Source organism: Arthrobacter sp. SAFR-179 (genome assembly GCF_059414945.1).
The window spans coordinates 268,311-288,256 of sequence record NZ_JBPFDM010000002.1 but is presented as its reverse complement, the minus strand read 5'-3'; the positions used below and the strand labels follow the sequence as shown (position 1 = coordinate 288,256).

The 19,946-nt window shown below is 66.6% G+C and carries 16 protein-coding genes; 11 read left to right on the top strand and 5 right to left on the bottom strand.

Translation table 11 applies throughout. The features are described 5' to 3' along the window. Window positions 1–36 precede the first annotated feature (36 nt). From mihF to ACR65K_RS05665, 6 genes are all read left to right on the top strand, one after another. Window positions 37–354 (top strand): integration host factor, actinobacterial type, encoded by a 318-nt coding sequence (mihF, locus tag ACR65K_RS05690; protein ID WP_200831400.1) that lies wholly within the window; start codon window positions 37–39, stop codon window positions 352–354. A 44-nt stretch (window positions 355–398) separates the two neighbouring features. Further along, the gene (gene gmk, locus ACR65K_RS05685; protein WP_307090011.1) at window positions 399–992 is read left to right on the top strand and encodes a guanylate kinase; all 594 of its coding nucleotides are present in this window, start codon (window positions 399–401) and stop codon (window positions 990–992) included. A gap of 15 nt (window positions 993–1,007) precedes the next feature. Beyond that, window positions 1,008–1,268, top strand: coding sequence for a DNA-directed RNA polymerase subunit omega (gene rpoZ, locus ACR65K_RS05680; RefSeq protein WP_003800778.1), 261 nt, complete (start codon window positions 1,008–1,010; stop codon window positions 1,266–1,268). A 38-nt stretch (window positions 1,269–1,306) separates the two neighbouring features. Then, on the top strand, window positions 1,307–2,539 hold the full coding sequence (gene coaBC / locus ACR65K_RS05675) for a bifunctional phosphopantothenoylcysteine decarboxylase/phosphopantothenate--cysteine ligase CoaBC (RefSeq protein ID WP_440151687.1): 1,233 nt from the start codon (window positions 1,307–1,309) through the stop codon (window positions 2,537–2,539). Window positions 2,540–2,675: 136 nt separating this feature from the next. Then, entirely contained in the window at window positions 2,676–3,911 is a 1,236-nt protein-coding gene (metK, locus tag ACR65K_RS05670; protein ID WP_056336680.1) for a methionine adenosyltransferase, read from the top strand. Between the two features lie 109 nt (window positions 3,912–4,020). Next, window positions 4,021–6,105 carry a primosomal protein N' gene (locus ACR65K_RS05665; protein ID WP_440151685.1) on the top strand — a complete coding sequence of 695 codons (2,085 nt, stop codon included), beginning with the start codon at window positions 4,021–4,023 and terminating at the stop codon, window positions 6,103–6,105. Window positions 6,106–6,117: 12 nt separating this feature from the next. Here ACR65K_RS05665 and ACR65K_RS05660 read toward each other — a convergent pair whose 3' ends face one another. From ACR65K_RS05660 to ACR65K_RS05645, 4 genes are read right to left on the bottom strand one after another with little or no spacing between them, the layout of a single operon-like run. After that, window positions 6,118–7,194 (bottom strand): glycosyltransferase family 4 protein, encoded by a 1,077-nt coding sequence (locus ACR65K_RS05660; RefSeq protein ID WP_440151684.1) that lies wholly within the window; start codon window positions 7,192–7,194, stop codon window positions 6,118–6,120. Continuing rightward, on the bottom strand, window positions 7,191–8,120 hold the full coding sequence (locus ACR65K_RS05655) for an alpha/beta fold hydrolase (protein WP_440151683.1): 930 nt from the start codon (window positions 8,118–8,120) through the stop codon (window positions 7,191–7,193). Before ACR65K_RS05655 ends, ACR65K_RS05660 begins: the two co-directional genes overlap by 4 nt. Window positions 8,121–8,128: 8 nt before the next feature. Next, window positions 8,129–8,998: an aldo/keto reductase gene (locus tag ACR65K_RS05650; protein WP_440151682.1), complete on the bottom strand. Its 870-nt coding sequence runs from the start codon at window positions 8,996–8,998 to the stop codon at window positions 8,129–8,131. 19 nt (window positions 8,999–9,017) lie between these two features. After that, window positions 9,018–9,983, bottom strand: coding sequence for a sugar-binding transcriptional regulator (locus ACR65K_RS05645; protein ID WP_056336912.1), 966 nt, complete (start codon window positions 9,981–9,983; stop codon window positions 9,018–9,020). A 126-nt stretch (window positions 9,984–10,109) separates the two neighbouring features. On the opposite strand from ACR65K_RS05645, the gene ACR65K_RS05640 reads away from it, so the two are divergent. From ACR65K_RS05640 to glpK, 3 genes are all read left to right on the top strand, one after another. Further along, complete coding sequence (locus ACR65K_RS05640; protein ID WP_440151681.1) at window positions 10,110–11,933, top strand: glycerol-3-phosphate dehydrogenase/oxidase; 1,824 nt, start codon at window positions 10,110–10,112, stop codon at window positions 11,931–11,933. Window positions 11,934–12,026: 93 nt separating this feature from the next. Continuing rightward, on the top strand, window positions 12,027–12,776 hold the full coding sequence (locus tag ACR65K_RS05635) for an MIP/aquaporin family protein (RefSeq protein WP_440151679.1): 750 nt from the start codon (window positions 12,027–12,029) through the stop codon (window positions 12,774–12,776). A 41-nt stretch (window positions 12,777–12,817) separates the two neighbouring features. Further along, entirely contained in the window at window positions 12,818–14,332 is a 1,515-nt protein-coding gene (gene glpK, locus ACR65K_RS05630) for a glycerol kinase GlpK (protein ID WP_142031323.1), read from the top strand. Between the two features lie 123 nt (window positions 14,333–14,455). On the opposite strand, the gene ACR65K_RS05625 is transcribed toward glpK, so the two are convergent. Then, window positions 14,456–16,009, bottom strand: a complete 1,554-nt coding sequence (locus ACR65K_RS05625) for an FAD-dependent oxidoreductase (protein WP_440151678.1) — start codon at window positions 16,007–16,009, stop codon at window positions 14,456–14,458. A 290-nt stretch (window positions 16,010–16,299) separates the two neighbouring features. On the opposite strand from ACR65K_RS05625, the gene leuS reads away from it, so the two are divergent. Continuing rightward, entirely contained in the window at window positions 16,300–18,825 is a 2,526-nt protein-coding gene (gene leuS / locus ACR65K_RS05620) for a leucine--tRNA ligase (protein ID WP_440151677.1), read from the top strand. Window positions 18,826–18,911: 86 nt separating this feature from the next. After that, the gene (locus tag ACR65K_RS05615) at window positions 18,912–19,913 is read left to right on the top strand and encodes a DegV family protein (protein WP_440151675.1); all 1,002 of its coding nucleotides are present in this window, start codon (window positions 18,912–18,914) and stop codon (window positions 19,911–19,913) included. The last annotated feature ends 33 nt before the right edge of the window (window positions 19,914–19,946 follow it).

The following is a 19,946-nucleotide window of genomic DNA, read 5'->3' as shown; positions in this document are numbered from 1 at the left end:
CTTGGATGAAATCCGCCGAATCCGGGGGTGTCCGTGATGGTCCTGCGACCTCTATCCGCATCTGAACGGGCCGACGCCCTGGGCAAGGCAGCAGCGGCGAGGGCTACCCGTGCCGCAGCCAAGGAAAGCCTCCGGAACGGCGACAGGTCCGCGGCGGACATCATCAGCTCCGCCCTTGAGGACGACGCCCTGGCCCGCATGAAGGTCTCGGAACTGCTCGAGGCCCTTCCCGGCATCGGGAAGGTGCGGGCCGCGGCCATCATGCAGCAGCTGGGCATCGCGGCGTCCCGCAGGGTCCGGGGCCTGGGCATCCACCAGCGCCGGGCGCTGGTAGATTTTATAGACGAGCATTGAGGCAGGCGGCGCCTGTCTTTCCCCAACTGCGGCAAAAGGAATACGTGAGCAAGAAACCTGGACTGACAGTCCTCGCAGGTCCGACGGCTGTTGGCAAAGGCACCGTGTCCACCTACATCCGTGACAACTACCCCGAAGTCTGGCTTTCCGTTTCGGCCACCACCCGGGCGCCCCGGCCCGGCGAGGTGGACGGCGTCCACTACTTCTTCAAGACCAAGGACGAGTTCGAACAGCTCATCGCGGACGGCGAACTCCTGGAGTGGGCCGTCGTCCACGGGCAGAACACCTACGGCACCCTGAAGAGCACGGTGAACCAGGCCATCGCAGAGGGCCGCTCGGTGCTGCTGGAGATCGACCTGCAGGGTGCACGCCAGGTCAAGGAAGCCGTTCCGGACGCCCAGTTCGTCTTCCTGGCCCCGCCCACCTGGGACGAGATGGTCCGCCGGCTGGTGGGCCGCGGCACCGAAACACCCGAAGAACAGCAGCGGCGCCTGGAAACCGCTAAACTGGAACTTGCTGCTGAACCGGAGTTCGACCACACCGTCATCAACGACGACGTCCGCCGGGCAGCGGACGAGCTTGTTTCACTCATGGGGCTGACACCGCATCCACACCTGCCGGAACCGTCAGCCCGCTAGGAATTTGGAGAATTCGTGTCCACGAACCTTGAAGGCATCATCAACCCGCCGATCGACTCGCTGCTCGAAGCAGCCGACTCCAAGTACGGCCTGGTGATCTTCGGTGCCAAGCGTGCTCGTCAGATCAACGCCTACTACGCCCAGCTGCACGAGGGCCTGTTCGAATACGTCGGACCCCTGGTCGACACCAAGCTGAACGAAAAGTCGCTGTCGATCGCACTGCGCGAGATCAACGAAGGCAAGCTGGTTTCCACGCCGATCGAAGCCGCAGAGTAATCCTGCCGCTGAACTGACTTGCTGTTGACGGAGGTCACGTGCGCATAGTCCTCGGAGTCGGGGGAGGGATCGCCGCCTACAAGGTGGCATCGCTCCTCCGGCTTTTTACTGAAGCCGGCCATGACGTCACGGTGATTCCCACTGAGGCGTCCACCCGCTTCATCGGAACTGCCACCTGGGAGGCGCTGTCCGGAAACCCGGTCAGCAACAGTGTTTTCGATGACGTGCACCTGGTCAACCACGTGCGCCTCGGCCACGAGGCAGACCTGGTGGTGGTGGCACCCGCCACGGCGGACCTCCTGGCGAAGGCTGCCACCGGCCAGGCCGGGGACCTGCTCACCAACACCCTGCTGATGGCCCACGGTCCGGTGCTGTTCGCCCCCGCGATGCACACCGAAATGTGGCAGCATGCCGCAACCCGGGCCAACGTGGAAACGCTCCGCAGCCGCGGGGCCGCTGTCCTGGAGCCCGCCTCGGGCAGGCTGACAGGCGCCGACTCGGGACCCGGCAGGCTTCCGGAGCCCCAGGTGATCTTCGACGCAGCCATGGCCCTGCTGCAGGGACAGGGCGACTACCAGCTGCCCCTTGCAGGCCGCACCGTCACTATCAGCGCCGGCGGAACCCGCGAACCGCTGGACCCCGTGCGCTTCCTCGGCAACCGCTCCTCCGGCAAACAGGGGGTGGCACTTGCCGTCGCAGCACGCAACGCGGGCGCTTCTGTACGGTTGCTGGCAGCCCACATGGACGTTCCACCGCCGGCGGGCGTGGAAGTGGTGCGTGTAGAGACGGCCCTGGAACTCCGGGAAGCTGCACTGCACGCCGCTGCCGTGTCCGACGTCGTCATCATGTCCGCAGCCGTGGCCGATTTCCGTCCGGCCGAAGTCTCGGACACCAAGATCAAGAAGCGGGACGACACCGCCGATCCCGTCATCACCCTGGTCCGCAACCCCGATATTTTGCAGGAGCTCGTGGAGCAGCGCACCGCCGGTGCTGCCACAGCCGGGCAACTCATCGTGGGTTTCGCCGCCGAAACCGGGGACAGCCAGGGCGACGTCCTGGCCTACGCGGAAGCAAAACTGCAGCGGAAGGGCTGCGACCTGCTGGTGGTGAACCACGTGGGGACGGACAAGGTCTTTGGCCAGGACTCCAATTCGGTGGTCATCCTCTCGCGCTCCGGCTCCGAACCACAGGAAGCTTCAGGAACCAAGACAGAGGTTTCGGAAGCCATCATCCGCCGCATCAGCTTTGAACTGAACCGTGTTTCTTTGTGATCTGAACCAGGTTTCCTTCAGCTGAACCTGTTCCGCCCCCCCGCCTGAGGTGTTTCCGGCCACCTTTGCTTAGCACGGGGACATCTACAGACTTCTCCCTGACGGGAGTGCCGACACCAACCAGTAAGGTAGTTGAGTGACTTTACCGCTGCACCTTCCCCAGACCCATGGGGCCACGCCCTCCGCGCTCCGGCTGTTCACGTCCGAATCGGTCACTGAAGGCCATCCGGACAAGATCTGCGACCAGATCAGTGACGCCATCCTGGATGCGCTGCTGGCCGCGGACCCCGAGTCCCGCGTGGCCGTGGAGACCATGGCAACCACGGGCCTGGTGCACGTGGCAGGCGAAGTCACCACCGACGCCTACGTCGAAATCCCGCAGATCGTCCGCGAGACCATCCTGGGCATCGGGTACGACTCCTCGGCCAACGGCTTCGACGGTGCCCGCTGCGGCGTGTCAGTCTCCATCGGCCAGCAGTCCAACGACATCGCCGGCGGCGTTTTCAACTCCCTTGAGGCACGCGAAGGCCGCCAGGAGGACGACTATGACCTCCAGGGTGCCGGCGACCAGGGGCTGATGTTCGGCTATGCCAGCGACGAAACCCCCTCCTATATGCCCACGCCCATCTGGTTGGCCCACCGGCTCTCCGAACGGCTCACCGAGGTCCGCAAGACCGGCCTGCTGCCGTACCTTCGCCCCGACGGCAAGACCCAGGTGACGGTGGGCTACGACAAGGACGTGCCCGTGTCAGTGGAAACGGTGGTGATTTCCAGCCAGCACGCCGAGGGCGCGAGCCTGGAGCAGCTGCGCGCGGACCTCGCCGCCGTGGTCATTGAACCCGTCCTCGCCGGCGCCAACCTCGACATCTCCCGGGCGGCAAACATCCTCAATCCGGCCGGCGAATTCGTGATCGGCGGCCCGGTGGGCGACGCCGGCCTCACTGGCCGGAAGATCATCGTTGACACCTACGGCGGCATGGCCCGCCACGGCGGCGGTGCCTTCTCCGGCAAGGACCCCTCCAAGGTGGACCGCTCGGCCGCCTACGCCATGCGCTGGGTCGCCAAGAACGTGGTGGCGGCCGGACTTGCCAAGCGCGCCGAGATCCAGATTGCCTACGCCATCGGCCAGGCCCGCCCCGTGGGAACCTACGTTGAGACCTTCGGCACCGAAACCGTGGATCCTGCACGTATCAGCGCCGCCATCGCGGAGATCTTCGACCTGCGCCCCCGCGCCATCATCGACGCCCTGGACCTGAAGCGGCCCATTTACGCCAAGACAGCCGCGCACGGGCACTTCGGCCGGGATGAGCCCGACTTCACCTGGGAACGCCTGGACCGGGTGGACGAGCTCAAGGCATTCTTCAACGCCTAGTCCGCTCCCGCCCAGGGCGGAAGCACATCACCCAGGCCGGAAGTCCAATGTCAGTGCCCGGTGCTTGGCTGTTCCTGTCCAACCCGGTCGCTGAACGGAGGTAGCTGCCATGGCTCCTGACAGTTCCGTCCAGCCGTCCCTGCTGCAGGGTTTCCCCACACGGCAGACGCCGGGCGGCCTTGACCTGGCGCAGCACCTTCCGGTGGCGCGGGTCCTCATTGAGTCCCCGCTGCCGCATCTGGACCGCCCCTTCGACTACTCCGTCCCGGCCGCGCTTGACCAGGCAGCGCAGCCGGGAGTCCGGGTCAAGGTCAAGTTCAACGGCCAGGACCTCAGCGGATTCCTCCTTGAACGCGTGGCGCAGTCCGACGCCGGGCACACCCTGGTGCCCCTGGCAAAAGTCGTCTCCCCGGTTCCGGTCCTCACGCCCGCCGTCAGGGACCTTGCCGACGCCGTCGCTGCCCGGTATGCGGGGACGGTCAGCGATGTGCTGCGCCTGGCAGTTCCACCGCGTGTCGCCAGGCTGGAAAAGGATTACCCGGAAGTCCTGGACGCCGCGGAGGGGGAGGGCGCCCAACCCACGCCCGCCACGTCCGGCTCTTCAGCCTGGACCGCCTACCGCACCGGTGCCGCGTTCCTCCGGCATCTGGCCGCCGGGGGATCGCCGCGCGCCGCCGTCAACCCACTGCAGGGCTACGGTCCCGCCGGCTGGCCGGCCATGCTCGCCGAGGCCGCTGCTGCAGCCCACGCCTCCGGCCGGGGCGCACTGCTGGTGGTTCCCGACTACCGGGACCTCGACCGGCTGGAGCAGGCACTAAAGGACCTGGTGCCTGGGACAGCCGTGGCCAGGCTCACGGCCGACGACGGCCCCACACCCCGGTACCGGAGCTTCCTGCGCCTCCTCGCAGGAAAGGCCACCATCGCCATCGGTACGCGCTCGGCCGCCTTCGCCCCCGTGCGGCACCTGGGGCTCGTCGCGTGCTGGGACGACGGCGACGACCTCCACATCGAGCAGCGCGCACCGTACGCCCATGCCCGGGAAGTCCTGCTCCTTCGGGCCGAGCAGGAAAATACTGCCTGCCTCCTTGCAGGGCATGCACGCAGCACCGAGGTCCAGCGGTTGGTGGAAGCCGGGTGGGCCGTCCCGGTAGCAACCGAGCGCGCCACCGTCCGCAGGACTGTTCCACGTGTCCTCAGCACTGCCGACAGCTTCGAGCAGGAACGGGACCCGCTGGCAACCATCGCGCGGCTGCCGCACGCGGCATGGCAGGCCGCTAAGGAGGGTCTCGAGCGCGGCCCCGTCCTGGTCCAGGTTGCCAGGGCAGGGTACGCGCCCTCGCTGGTGTGTGAAGCATGCCGGGAACCGGCCCGCTGCGGTAACTGCCAGGGACCCCTGGCGCTGGCCGGCACGTCCGCCCTGCCGCAGTGCCGGTGGTGTTCCACCCCGGCCCCGGACTGGAAGTGCTCCCACTGCGGCGGCCGGCGGCTTCGGAAAGGGGCCACCGGAGTCCTGCGCACAGCCGAGGAGCTTGGCCGGGCGTTTCCCGGCACAACGGTCATCACCTCTTCAGGGGACCAGGTGAAAGCCGCGGTGGGCACTGGCAGGGCGCTGGTGGTGGCAACGGTGGGGGCCGAACCGGTCGCGGAGGCCGGGTATGCCGCCGCCCTGCTGCTGGACGGGGATTCCCTGTTGCGCCGGGAAACCCTCCGCGCGGGCGAAGACACCGTGCGCCGCTGGTTCAACGCCGCTGCCCTGGTGCGCTCCGCCCCGGACGGCGGGCTGGTGGTGGTCACGGCAACGGAGACCGCCGGCACCGGCGCCCTGCTGCGGTGGGACCCGGCCGGTTATGCGCAGCGGGAGCTGTCCCTGCGCGTGGAGCTGCAGCTTCCCCCGGCGGTGCGGATCGCCTCCGTCACCGGGCCGCGTGCCGCCGTCGAACACTACACCGGTGCCGTGGAAGCGGACCTTGCCCGCGCGGGCATAACTGTCCGCGCTGCGGGGCCGGCGCCGCTCCTGCTGACGGCACCGCCCTCCGGCAGGCGCTCGGCCGAGGACGTGCGGACGCTGCTCTTCTTTCCTTACGGCCAGGCCACCGCCGTCGTCCGTGTCCTGCGGGTGACCCGGGCAGCAGTGGCCGCCAAACGGGCCACGGACCCAGTGCAGCTGCGCCTGGACGGCGTTGACGTCCTCTAAGTGGAGGCGTCCTTAGCGGTGCCTTTTTGCCACCACCTCGTGCGCCGCGTCCACCAGTTGGCGTGCCGACTCATCCCAGCTGAACTCCGCTGCCCGGGCCAGGGAGCGGCGCGACATCTCCTGCCAGTGCCGCTCATCCTGCAGCTGCCGCACAGCGTCCGCGAACTGCCCGGGCGACTCCGGATCCACGTAAAGGGCGGCGTCGGATCCCACTTCGCGGAAGATCGGAATGTCGCTGGCGATCACCGGGGTCCCCACCGCCATGGCCTCCACAAGGGGAAGGCCGTATCCCTCGGCCCGGGACAGGCTCACGAGTGCCGTTGCCCGCCGCAGCAGGCCGTCATACTCCGCGTCGGTTACGCCGTTGTGGAACACCACGGAGGCGCCCGGCGGGACGACGCGTTCCAGTTCCGCCCGCCGCTGCGGCGTGATCCGGCTGAGCAGGTGCAGGGTGTAGCCGGGCAACCCGGCCATGCCCGCCACCATGGTTTCCACGTTCTTGTAGGGCATGAACGAACCCATGTAAATGATCGTTTTGCCCGCACCGTCGCCCGGGTTGCGTGGTTCCTGCGCCGGCTGGGGAGCATTCGCGATAATGCGCACGGGCCTTTTCGTCAGACGGTACTTGGCCATCAGCGCCTCGGTGGTCCGGCTGATGGTGGCCACGGTATCGGCCCGGTCGAGCAGGAGCCGCTGCGGCCAGAACGCCTTGTGGTAAAGGCGCCAGAGCACCCTGACGGGGGCCGGCAGGAACCCCGGGGGAGCGGGGTGCTCATAGTAGATGAGGTCGTGCAGGGTCAGGATCAGCCCGTACTTCCGCCCCCAGGTGCCCATGGTCTGCATGGGGCACACCACCACGTCCGCCCCGATGGCGTTGATCTTCCGGGCAACGAAGAGTTCCAGCGGTGACAGCGGGCTGCTGATGAGCGTGTACGGCACGTCCGGGAGGAGTGCGAGCTGCCGGACGTCGGAAACCAGCATGGAGACGTCAGCGATCTTCGCCGTGGCAGCGATCAGGCTGGCTCCGTAGCGGCTGATGCCGTCGTGATGGTCGGTACGGGTGAAACGTGCATCAATGACGATCTTCACGCGGGATGGTCCTTCAGGAAGCTGCGGATGTAGCGGGCGGCCGGCTCCGGCGTTTCATAGTGGATCAGGTGTCCGACGCCGGGAATCACCTTCAGCTCCCCGTCCGGAAGCCGTGACAGGAGGCTGTGCTGGGTGGGAAGGGTGGCGATCTCATCCTTTTCACCCGCGATCAGCAGTACGGGGAGGTCCAGTTTTCCGGCTACCTCTGCCACATGGTGGCTGACGGAGGCGGTGAACGACTCCAGCAGGCTGTCCCGGTCCGCGAAGGAACTGAAGTACGCGTGGTGCTGGCCGTGGATGAAGGCCCTCAGGTCCCTGTCACGGGTCTTGGCCATGGTCTCGCTCATCACCCGCACAATCAGCCGGTTGCGCAGCAGGGCCAGCCCCGGCCCTTGCGGGAGCCGTGCCGCCAGCCGGTAGTACAGCACCGCCAGCCGCGTCATAACGCCCTTTGGCCCTTCCAGCGCCGGAGCAGCGATGGGGTTGATGAGGATCAAGGGACGCACGGCCGTGGGGTTGTTGGCTACGAAATGAGCCGCCACGATGGATCCGAACGAGTGTCCCAGCAGCACGGTGTCCGGCCCCAGGCCCTGGGAAGCCATGAAGTCAGTGATGAACGCCCCGTAGCGCTCCACCGAGTGCGGCCCCCGGGCAAAGGCCCCGGACCTGCCAAAGCCGGGCAGGTCCGGCATGATGAGCCGCATCTCCGGAAGTTGGTCCGCGACGCGCAGCAGCCCATGGTGGTCGCCGCGGAACCCGTGGACCACCAGGATCGTGCGGGTCTCCGGCGTCTCCTTCAGTGGCTCGTAGGTCCAGTAAGCCACCGTGCCGCCGTCGATGGTCACGGTGGACGTGGAGGTGCGGGCGGAAAGTTCCGGGCTCAGGTAGGCAGGCGCGGGGGAAGTCCCCGGGTTAACGGTGTCCATGCGCCCGCCTAGTTGACGTTGTCCGGATGCGATCCGGTCCGCTGCCCGCGGTCCAGCGCTTTGATGGCCAACAGATCACGTTCGGAGAGCTCGAAATTGAAGACGTTGAGGTTCTCCCGGATCCTTGCTTCGGAGCTGGCCTTGGGAATGGCGATGTGTCCCAGTTGCATGTGCCAGCGAAGGATCACCTGCGCAGGCGTCCGCCCGTGCTCGGCCGCGCAGGCCTGGATGACGGGGTCGGCCAGCACCTGGCCGCGGCCAAGCGGGCTCCACGCTTCCGTGTGGATGCCCAGTTCCGCATGCTTGCCGCGCAGCTCTTCCTGCTGCAGCCACGGGTGCAGTTCAACCTGGTTGACGGCCGGGACCACTTCGGCGCTTTGGAGCAGGCGGTCAAGATGCGCCGGCTGGAAGTTGCTGACACCGATGGCACGGACCCTGCCTTCCCGGTACAGCGTTTCCAGGGCCCGGTAAGTTTCCGGGAACAGTCCCCGCCGCGGGCAGGGCCAGTGGATCAGGTACATGTCCACGTAGTCCAGGCCCAGGTTGACCATGGAATCGTCGAACGCACGCAGCGTCGCGTCGTAGCCGTGATGGTCGTTCCACACTTTGGTGGTGATGAAGATGTCCTCCCGGGTCAGGGAGGGGGACAGCTCCCCGGACCCGCCGCTCCCGGTCCCGTCGCCCAGCTGGGAACTGATGCCGCGGGCCACTCCGGTTTCGTTCCCGTACATTGCGGCGGTATCGAAATGGCGGTAACCGGCGGCGAGCGCGGTGGCCACCAGGCCTTCCGCGTCTGCTGCCGGCACCTTGTAGAGCCCAAAGCCGAGCTGGTCTATCAGCACGCCGTTGTTCAGGCTGAGCCGGGGAGAGGTTCTCATGGCAACGACTCTACCCACTTCAGCTGGTCAGTCCCTCGTAATCGACCAGGCGCCGTGCGGTGGCTTCGTCCAGGATCAGGTCGGTGGCCAGCCTGGCTGCCAGGGCTCCGCGGAGGCCGTTGATCTTGGAAACCCCCGACACCACGCAGATCCTGCGGCGCACCTGGCGGAGCTGGGCAAGCGCCGGCCCCGTGGACCTTTCGTTAAGGACGATTCCGTCAGAGGAACCGTCGGCCCGGAAAAAGACAGTGGCAACGTCGCCCACCACGTCCGACGTGGCCAGTGCGTTCAGGTCGTCCTCATCCAGGTACCCGCCCGCGTAGACGTGGCTCGGATAGTCAGCGTGGACCGAACCCACACCGAAAATGGCGATGCTCATCTTTGCCTGCAATTCCAGGACGCGCTGCACGCTGCGTTCATTCCACATGGCCGTCTTGGTGGCGGCATGGTCGAAGAAGGCCGGAACGGGGAACTGCTCCACCCGCGCCCCGTAGGCGCTGCCGAACCTGCGCATGATGTCGCTTGCGTAGGTGATGCCCGTAGTGTGCATGTTTCCGGCACCATTGAGCTGGACGATGACGCTGTCGTGCGTGATCTTCCTGGTGAGGTGCCGGCTGACGGCACTGAGCGTCGATCCCCAGGCCACGCCAATGATGGCGTTCGAGTCCACCAGCGGCCCAATGGTGCGTGCCGCCTGCATGGCGACGCGGTCCAGCGTTTCGGCTTCATTAAGCGTCCCAAGGATGGGGACCACGTGGACGTCCAGGTTGTACCGGCGCCGGATCATCCCCTCCAGCTCGGGGCCGGTGTCCAGCGGGTTGCGGATCTGGATTTGCACCAAACCGGATTCCCTTGCCGAGGACAACAGCCGGGAAACCGTGGACCGGGAGGTGTGCAGTTCACGGGCAATCGCGTCCATGGTCAGGTCCTGCAGGTAATACATTTGTGCAGCTCGGAGGGCATCTGCGTCCCGTGAAAGTGCCATCTCAGTTCCCTTCTGCACGTTCGTGCATAGTCCTTGACTCCATTTTCCATTTCTCCGAACAATAGAGCAGAACGGCGGCGCCATCCAGCGGTGACCGCATCATCACAAAGCCCCAAGGGAGTCGTTTTGGGACCCAAGGATTCAACTGTTCAACCCTCTGCGTCAGCGCCCCGGCCCGGGGCGGAACGCCCGTCGGTCCACAGCCTGCGGCGGCGGCCGCACGCGAAAGTACTGGTGGTGGGCGGTGGCATCAACGGCGTGGGGACGTTCCGTGACCTGGCACTGCAGGGCGTGGACGTGGCACTGGTAGAGCGCGGTGACTACTGCCAGGGAGCAAGCGGCGCGTCCTCGCACATGATCCACGGCGGCATCCGCTACCTGGAAAACGGCGAGTTCCGCCTGGTCCGCGAGTCCGTGGTGGAACGCAACCGCCTCCTGCGGATTGCCCCGCACTACGTCAAGCCGCTGCAGACAACCATCCCGATCTTCAGCACGTTCTCCGGTGTTCTGTCGGCGCCACTGCGTTTCCTGACCCATAAGCAGCAGGGCAAGCCGAAGGAGCGCGGCGCGTTCCTCATCAAGGTGGGCCTCAGCCTCTACGATTCGTTCTCCAGGGACGGCGGGACGGTTCCGCGGCACCAGTTCCGTACCCACAAGGCGGCCCTCCAGGAACTGCCCGCCCTGCGGCCGGACGTCAAGTACACCGCCACCTACTTCGATGCTTCGGTCCACAATCCCGAGCGTCTGACCCTGGACGTCCTGCAGGATGGCGAAAAGGCCGGCCGGCCGGGGACCCCGGAGAGCACCAGCGCCCAGGGCGATACGGCCCGGGCCAGCAACTACCTCTCGCTGCAGTCCATGTCGCCGGTTCCCAACCCGGGGACCGGGCGGGGAAGTACCGTCCGCCTTCGCGACGAACTCACCGGCGAGGAATTCGACTTCACCGCGGACGTCATCATCAACACCACCGGCGCCTGGGTGGACCTCACCAACGGTGCAATGGGCGCGGCATCATCCTTCATGGGAGGCACCAAGGGATCCCACATCGTACTGGACCACCCCGGCCTCCTCGCCGCCTGCCGCGGCCGGGAAATCTTCTTCGAGCACACCGACGGCCGAATCGTCCTGATCTACCCGATGGGGGACCGTGTCCTGGTAGGCACCACGGACGTTGACGCGGACATGTCGGAGGACGCTGTCTGCACCGATGAGGAAATCCAGTACTTCTTCGACCTGATCGGCCACGTCTTCCCCTCCATCGACGTCACCCCTGACGACATCGTCTACACGTTCTCGGGCGTCCGCCCCCTGCCCAGCCATGACGCAACCCAGCCCGGCTTCGTCTCCCGTGACTACCGCATCGAACGCCGCACCTCCGGACCCGACGGAAGCGGCGCCGTCGTGCTGAGCCTGGTGGGCGGCAAGTGGACCACCTTCCGCGCCCTCGCAGAGCACCTCACCAACGATGTCCTCAGCGAACTGGGCATGCAGCGCAAGGTCTCGACAGCGCAGCTGCCCATCGGCGGCGGCGCCGGTTTCCCTGCCGACGAAGCCGGCGTGCAGAAGTGGATCAAGGCGCACATGGCTCCCGGGCGCGATGCAGACCGCACGGCCGGGCTGCTGACCCGCTACGGGACAAGGGCAGAAGAGGTCATCGCCTACCTCGATGCCGAGCCTGACCACGCGCTGCGGTCCACCCGCGAACTGAGCGTCCGCGAACTGGAATTCATGGCGGCCAATGAGCAGGTGGGGCACCTTGTGGACGTCCTCATCCGGCGTACCTCCCTGGCCTTCCGCGGGCTGGTTACCGGAGAACTCCTCAATGAAGTGGCGGAAGTTCTGTCCGTCCCGCTCAAGTGGGATGCGACAGCGCGCGCCGCTGAGATCAAGCACGCACAGGACGTGCTGCAGCGTTTCCACCGTGTGGAAACGCACAGCCTGGTCGCCTAAGGCCAGGTTTCCGGCCGGGGCGTTACGGCGTCCCGGCCACACGGTCCTTCACCCGCGGAGGACCGACAACTAAACAAAGAAATGGAGTCAAAGATGTCTCTAGGAATAGTCTTCCTCTCCGAAGTCTTTGGCACGGGCATGCTGACCCTGTTGGGTTGCGGCGTCGTTGCCAACGTGGCTTTGCGGGGGACAAAAGGCAACAGTGGCGGCTTCCTGATGGTCACCTGGGGATGGGGCATTGCCGTCTTCTGTGGTGTCTTCGTCGCCGCCAAGTCGGGCGCACACCTGAACCCTGCCGTCACGCTCGGCCTGCTGCTCAATGGCAAGGCTGAGTATGCGCCGGGAGTCACCGTAGACTTCGCTTCCACCCTCACCTACTTCGGGGGCGAGATGGTGGGTGCATTCCTCGGCGCCGTGGTCTGCTGGCTGGCCTACAAGCAGCACTTCGACGACGAGCCGGAGCCCGCAGGCAAGCTCGGTACCTTTTCCACCGGCCCTGCCATCCGGTCCACCCCATGGAACCTGATCACCGAAATCATCGGTACTTTTGTGCTGGTCTTCGTCATCCTCACCCTGGGCGGTACCCCCTCGGGGCTCGGCCCGCTGGCAGTGGCGCTGCTCGTCGTCGGCATCGGTGTTTCCCTCGGCGGCCCCACCGGCTACGCCATCAACCCTGCCCGTGACCTGGGACCCCGCATCGCCCACGCAGTGCTTCCCATCAGGGGCAAGGGCTCCAGCGACTGGAGTTATGCCTGGATCCCGGTGGTTGGCCCGCTTGTAGGCGGCGCCCTGGGCGGACTCGTCGCCCGGATTGTCCCGATCATCATCACGGCCGCTTCCTGACCCGTACTCACCACAGCCATTAACAAGACAAGGACGTCATCATGAACCAGTACGTAATCGCCATCGACCAGGGCACCACCAGCACCCGCGCCATCATCTTCGACCACAGCGGCGCCATTGTCTCCTCCGGCCAGATGGAACACGAGCAGATCTTCCCGCAGGCAGGGTGGGTGGAGCACGACGCCACGGAGATCTGGAACAACACCCGTGAGGTCATCGGCTCAGCCCTCTCCAAGGCGAACCTGACGCGGCACGATATTGCCGCCGTCGGAATCACCAACCAGCGTGAAACCGCGGTGGTGTGGGACAAGACCACCGGCAAGCCGGTGTACAACGCCATCGTGTGGCAGGACACCCGAACCCAGGACATCGTGGACGAACTGGGCAGGGACGGCGGCGCGGACCGCTTCAAACAGAAAGTGGGCCTGCCGCTGGCCACCTACTTCTCCGGCACCAAGATCAAATGGATCCTGGACAACGTTGACGGCGCGCGGGAAAAGGCGGAGGCCGGGGACCTGGTCTTTGGCAACACCGACGCCTGGGTCCTGTGGAACCTGACCGGCGGCGTGGACGGCGGCGTCCACGTCACCGACGTCACCAACGCCTCCCGGACCCTGTTCATGGACCTCGAAACGCTGCAGTGGGACGACGAAATCCTGCGCATCTTCGGCGTGCCCCGCAGCATGATGCCGGAGATCAAGTCCTCCTCCGAGGTGTACGGCACCGTCCACAGCTCCCAGCTGCTCCGCGAGACGCCGGTGGCGGGCATCCTTGGCGACCAGCAGGCGGCCACCTTCGGGCAGGCTGCCTTCGATGCCGGCGAAGCGAAGAACACTTACGGCACGGGCTGCTTCCTGATCTTCAACACGGGCGAGGAAATCGTCCATTCGAAGAACGGGCTCCTCACCACGGTGGGCTACAAGCTGGGCGATGCCAAGCCGCACTACGCCCTCGAAGGTTCAATTGCCGTCACTGGCTCCCTCATCCAGTGGCTCCGCGACAACCTTGGCATGATCAGCAGCGCCCCTGAGGTGGAAACCCTGGCCGCGTCCGTCAAGGACAACGGTGGCGTGTACATCGTTCCGGCGTTCTCCGGCCTGTTCGCCCCGTACTGGCGTTCCGACGCCCGCGGTGCGATTGTTGGCCTCACCCGGTTCGTCAACAAGAACCACATTGCCCGGGCGGCGCTGGAGGCCACCGCGTTCCAGACCCGCGAGGTGCTGGACGCGGTCAACGCCGACTCCGGCGTGCCGCTGAGTGAGTTGAAGGTCGACGGCGGCATGGTGGCCAATGACGCGCTCATGCAGTTCCAGGCCGACATCCTGGGCGTCCCGGTCATCCGCCCCAAAGTCATTGAAACCACGGCACTGGGAGCTGCCTACGCGGCAGGACTGGCCGTCGGTTTCTGGAAGGACCTCGGGGAATGCTCCGCCAACTGGTCCGAGGACAAGCGTTGGGAACCGCAGATGGACAAGGCTGAACAGGACCGCCAAATGCGGCTTTGGAAGAAGGCCGTCACCAAGTCCATGGAATGGGTCGACGAGGACGTGCGCTAGGCTCCACCCTTCCCGGGGCCGCCCTGCCGATTCGGCAGGGCGGCCCCGTTCGTCTTCCACCACACCCGCCCAGGTGCCCGGTGTCACATGCAGGGTGTCCCAAGGCGTCGGAGGTGCAGGGCGTTAGGGGGCAGGCTGCTGCGGCAGGTCCTCGGTGGCCGGTCCCTGGATGACCTTGCCGTCCACGTCGAACCTGGAACCGTGGCAGGGGCAATCCCAGGTGCGTTCTCCCCGGTTGAAGCCCACCGTGCAGCCCAGATGGGTGCAGATGGCCGATACGGCGTGGATGCCTCCGGCTTCGTCCCGGAAACAGGCGGTGCTTGCCCCGGAAATTTCAACCACCGTGCCGTCATTGGGAGCCAGGTCCGCTATCTGCCGTGCGGCGTCGTCCGTGCGGGTCCCGTCACTGTTCCCGGTGCCGGCCGGCGTTGGTGCCGTGGACGCTTCCGGCCTTGTCCCGGTCAGTCGTGTCCCGGTCGGTGATGGTGTGCGGTTGCTGTCAAACAGGGGCGCCCAGCCGTTGGGTGTGCCATTGAGCAGGTCTGCCAGCATCAGGGCGGCGGCGGTGCCGTTCGTCAGTCCCCATTTGCGCAGGCCTGTGATGACGAAGGCATGGCGGCTCTCTGGATTCAGCGGACCGACATACGGCAGTCCGTCAAGGGGCACCGCGTCCTGGGTGGACCAGCGGTAGGCAACGGGTCCGGCGCCGAACTGGCTGCGCGCGAAGGCTGCCAGGCTGGCAAGGCGCGAGGCCGGATGGACGCGTTCGCCGGCAGGGTGGCCCTCGCCGCCGGTCAGCAGATAGGTCATCCCGTTCAGCTTGACGGTCAGCAACGACCGCATGGGCTCATCGGCACTGATAAAGGTGGCATCCACGGCAGGCGCGTCCAGTGGCGCGGCAACGATATAGGAGCGGTGCGGCGGGCACAGTGCTTCGAACCGGCCATGGTCTCCGAAGGGAACATTCGTGGCAACGATTGCATCAGCCGCCAGCACGGTGCCGCCGCCGGAAGCAACCTTCACCCGGGTTCCCTCCTGAAGGTCGTTCGCGCGGGTCCCTTCAAAGACGAAGCTGCCCTCCCCGTCCACCCTGGCGGCCAGTCCTTGGAGGTACTGAACGGAGTGAATCTGGGCCTGCTGGTCAAACCGGACGGCGCCCGTCACAGGGAACGGCAGGGGTACCTCGGCTGTGAATGCAGACGGAAGGCCGAGCCTGGCGGCGAGTTCGGCTTCCGCGCGCACCTCCGGCAGGGCGTCCCCACTGGCGGCGAAGGTGTAGTTGGCAACCCGGCGGAAACCGCAGGAGATGCCTTCCGCCGCAACCACCTCGGCGATGTGCTCCACGGCAGCCTGGTTGGCGCGCCCGTAGATTCCGGCGGCGCTCCTTCCGTGGGTTTGGTCAAGTTCCGTGTACGCCAGACGGTGCAGGGACGTCACCTTGCCGGTGGTGTGGCCTGTGACGCCGGTGCCGATCCGGCCCGCCTCGAGGACGGCCACCGAGCGCCCCGAGCGCTTCAGGGCCAGTGCTGCCGTCAGGCCGGCGATGCCGCCCCCGATGACTGCCACGTCCACTTCGACCGTGCCGCGCAGCCTGGGAAAGTCGGTGCCGCCGGCGGTTGCCAGCCATAAGGAGAGGGGTACCCCTTCCGCGAAGCCGGCGGCGGTTGCCTCTGACATCGTGTGCCGCCTCCCTGCGTTGTGGGACGATCATGCGCGCTTCCCCCGGGTAATGCAACGGGGGGCCGCCCGTGGCTGCGGCGTGCGGCGTGCCGGTGCGCTAAAGTAGATCCATGCGTGCGATCCTTCTGCTTAGTTAGCCGCCGGCTCCGAATATCGGACAGCTGAGCGGCAGCCCCTCCCTTGGCGAGGGGCTTTTGTGTGTCCGGGGCATGTGCGCCGGACCGGCAGCAGGAGGATCAGGCCGTTATGGCAGCACAGATGCCGTAACAGAACAGAAGAGGGCAGCAGTGGGCGTTCAGCCGGAGACAGAGACCGGAACAGCAACAACAGTATCGGCGGAGCCTGAAGAGGGCACCTACAGTTTCACCGCCATGGAGGCCAAATGGCCCCAGGTGTGGGAAGACCTCAAGGTCTTCACCCCGGTGGACGACGGGTCCCGGGAACGCCGCTACGTGCTTGACATGTTCCCGTACCCGTCCGGCGACCTGCACATGGGGCACGCCGAAGCGTTCGCCATGGGTGACGTGGTGGCCCGCTACCTGCGCCAGAAGGGGTACGACGTCCTGCACCCCATCGGCTGGGACTCCTTTGGCCTGCCTGCGGAGAACGCCGCGATCAAGCGCAACGCCCACCCCAGCGAGTGGACCTACGCCAACATCGACACCCAGGCGGCGTCCTTCAAGCGGTATGCCATTTCCGCCGACTGGTCGCGCCGCCTGCACACCTCGGATCCCGAGTACTACCGCTGGACCCAGTGGCTGTTCAAACGCTTCTACGAGCGCGGCCTGGCCTACCGGAAGAACTCCCCGGTCAACTGGTGCCCCAAGGACCAGACCGTCCTGGCCAACGAGCAGGTGGTTAATGGCGCCTGCGAGCGCTGCGGCACCACCGTGACCAAGAAATCGCTCAACCAGTGGTACTTCAAGATCACGGACTACGCCGACCGACTGCTGGACGATATGGATGAACTGCGCGGCCACTGGCCCGAGCGCGTCCTGGCCATGCAGAAGAACTGGATCGGCCGTTCCGAAGGTGCGCACGTCAACTTCGTGATCGAGGCCGACGGCGGCAAGCCCGCCAAGGAGGTTACGGTCTTCACCACCCGCCCGGACACCCTTTACGGGGCAACCTTCTTCGTGGTGGCTGCCGACGCGCCGATCGCCGTCGACCTTGTTACGGACGAGCACGCGGCCGCCCTGGACGAATACCGCGAACAGGTCAAGGCGCTCTCGGAGATCGAACGCCAGTCCACCGAGCGCGAAAAGACCGGCGTCTTCACCGGCCGGTACGCCATCAACCCGCTCAACGGGGAGAAGCTGCCGGTGTGGGCAGCGGACTACGTGCTGGCCGACTACGGCACGGGCGCCATCATGGCCGTGCCCGCCCATGACCAGCGTGACCTGGACTTCGCCCGCGCCTTCGGCCTGCCGGTCCGCGCCGTCCTGGACACCGGCGAGGAGGATCCCGCCGTCACCGGCACGGCCACCGCGGGGGAGGGAACCCTAATCAACTCCGGTGAGCTCGACGGCCTCCCCAAGGCCGAGGCCATCCCGGCCGCCATCGCCATGCTGGAGCGGCAGGGCACCGGCGAGAAGTTCGTAAACTTCCGGCTCCGCGACTGGCTGCTGAGCCGGCAGCGGTTCTGGGGCACTCCCATCCCCATCATCCACTGCCCGTCCTGCGGGGAAGTCCCGGTACCGGACCACCAGCTGCCGGTCACGCTGCCTTCAAACCTCCGTGGCGAGGACCTGGCCCCCAAGGGCACCTCGCCCCTGGCGGCTGCCGAAGAATGGGTCAACGTGGAATGCCCGTCCTGCCACGGCCCCGCAAAACGGGACACGGACACCATGGACACCTTCGTCGACTCCTCCTGGTACTTCCTGCGCTTCGTCTCCCCGCACTACACCGAGGGACCCTTCGATCCGGCGAAGATCAACGACTGGATGCCGGTGGGCCAGTACGTCGGCGGTGTGGAGCACGCCATCCTGCACCTGCTGTACGCCCGCTTCTTCACCAAGGTCATCCACGACCTCGGCATGATCGACGCCGACGAACCCTTCAGCGCCCTGCTCAACCAGGGCCAGGTGCTCAACGGCGGCAAGGCCATGAGCAAGTCCCTGGGCAACGGTGTCGACCTCGGCGAGCAGCTGGACAAGTTCGGCGTGGACGCGGTCCGGCTCACCATGGTCTTCGCCTCCCCTCCGGAGGACGACGTCGACTGGGCCGACGTCTCGCCGTCGGGCTCTGCCAAGTTCCTGGCCCGCGCCTGGCGCCTGGCCCAGGACGTCACCAGTGGGCCCGGTGTGGACGCCACCACCGGCGACCGTGCCCTGCGTTCGGTAACGCACCGTACCATCGCCGACGCCGCTGAGCTGCTGGACGCCAACAAGTTCAACGTCGTGGTGGCCAAGCTGATGGAACTGGTCAACGCCACCCGCAAGGCGATCGACTCCGGCGCGGGCGCAGCGGACCCGGCGGTCCGCGAAGCTGCCGAGGCTGTTGCCGTGATCCTCAGCCTCTTCGCGCCCTACACCGCCGAGGATATGTGGAACCTGCTGGGGCATCCGGCGTCGGTAGCCAATGCAGGCTGGCCCGCGCACGACCCCGCACTCCTGGTCCAGGACACGGTCACCGCCGTTGTCCAGGTACAGGGCAAGGTCCGCGACCGGCTGGAGGTGTCTCCGGACGTCTCCGAGGATGAGCTCCGCGAGCTGGCCCTCGCCTCGGAAAACGTCCAGCGTGCCCTGGACGGCCGGGGCATCAGGACAGTCATTGTCCGTGCCCCTAAGCTGGTCAACATCGTTCCGGCATAGCTGCTGCACCCGCAGCACACACCGGCCGTCGGAGAATTTCCGGCGGCCGGTGCCAACTGAGCCGGACACTGTCTCCAGGAGGCCCCTTGCCTGACAGTAATGCCGCCTCGTGGCCATGGGTCCGTTCACGGCTGTCCGGCCTCCGTCCCGGCGCCAGGCCGGGGACCAGACATGCCGGCGCCCGCGCCGAGGTGCGCACCGCCGTGGTTACCGACTCCGCAGCTGCCCTGCCTGCGGACTATGCCGGCAGCCTTCCGCAGGACGGCATCCTTACCGTGACACCCATGCCCGTCATGGTGGGCCCGGAAATCTATGGCGAGGGCGAAGACGACATCCTGGAGACCATCGCCGTGGCGCTGGCCGCCGGAACCCAGGTTAAGACATCCAGGCCATCACCAGGGCAATTTGAACAGGCGTACCGCGCTGCCGAACGCCGGGGATTCGAGGCTGTGGTTTCGGTCCATATCTCGGGGGAACTTTCCGGCACCGCGGACGCTGCCCGGCTGGCTGCGTCCAGGGTGGGGATCCCGGTGGAAGTGGTGGACACCCGAACCGTCGGAATGGCGCAGGGGATGGCAGTGCAGGCCGCAGTGGAGGCAGCCGCCGCCGGTTCCGACTGTGCCGGGGTGGCCGCTGCGGCAGTGGCGCAGGCAGCCCGGACCAAGGTTTTCTTCTACGTCCCCAGCCTGGAACAGCTGCGCCGCGGCGGGCGCATCGGGGCGGCGGCCTCGCTGCTGGGCACCATGCTCGCCATCAAACCCATCCTGGCGGTCGACGGCGGCAGGATCGTCCCGTTGGAGAAGGTGCGCTCAGGTGCCAGGGCAGTGGCGCGCCTGGAGGAAATCGTGGTGGCCCAAGCGGCAGCGCGTCCGGCTGGGTCCGTGCGCCTGGCCGTCCATCACTTTGGTAACCCGGAAGAGGCGGAGAGCCTGGCTGCCAGATTGGAAGCGGCGCTTCCCGACTGCCCCCCGGCCCAGATCAGCTCCCTTCCGGCGGTCCTGGCTGCCCATGCGGGGCTGGGTGTGCTTGCGGTCATCGTGGGCAGGACCGCCGACGGGCCGGGGACCGGAGCGGCTCTTTCCACATAGCGCCTTTGGCTGCTGCCGGGTAACCGCCCGTGT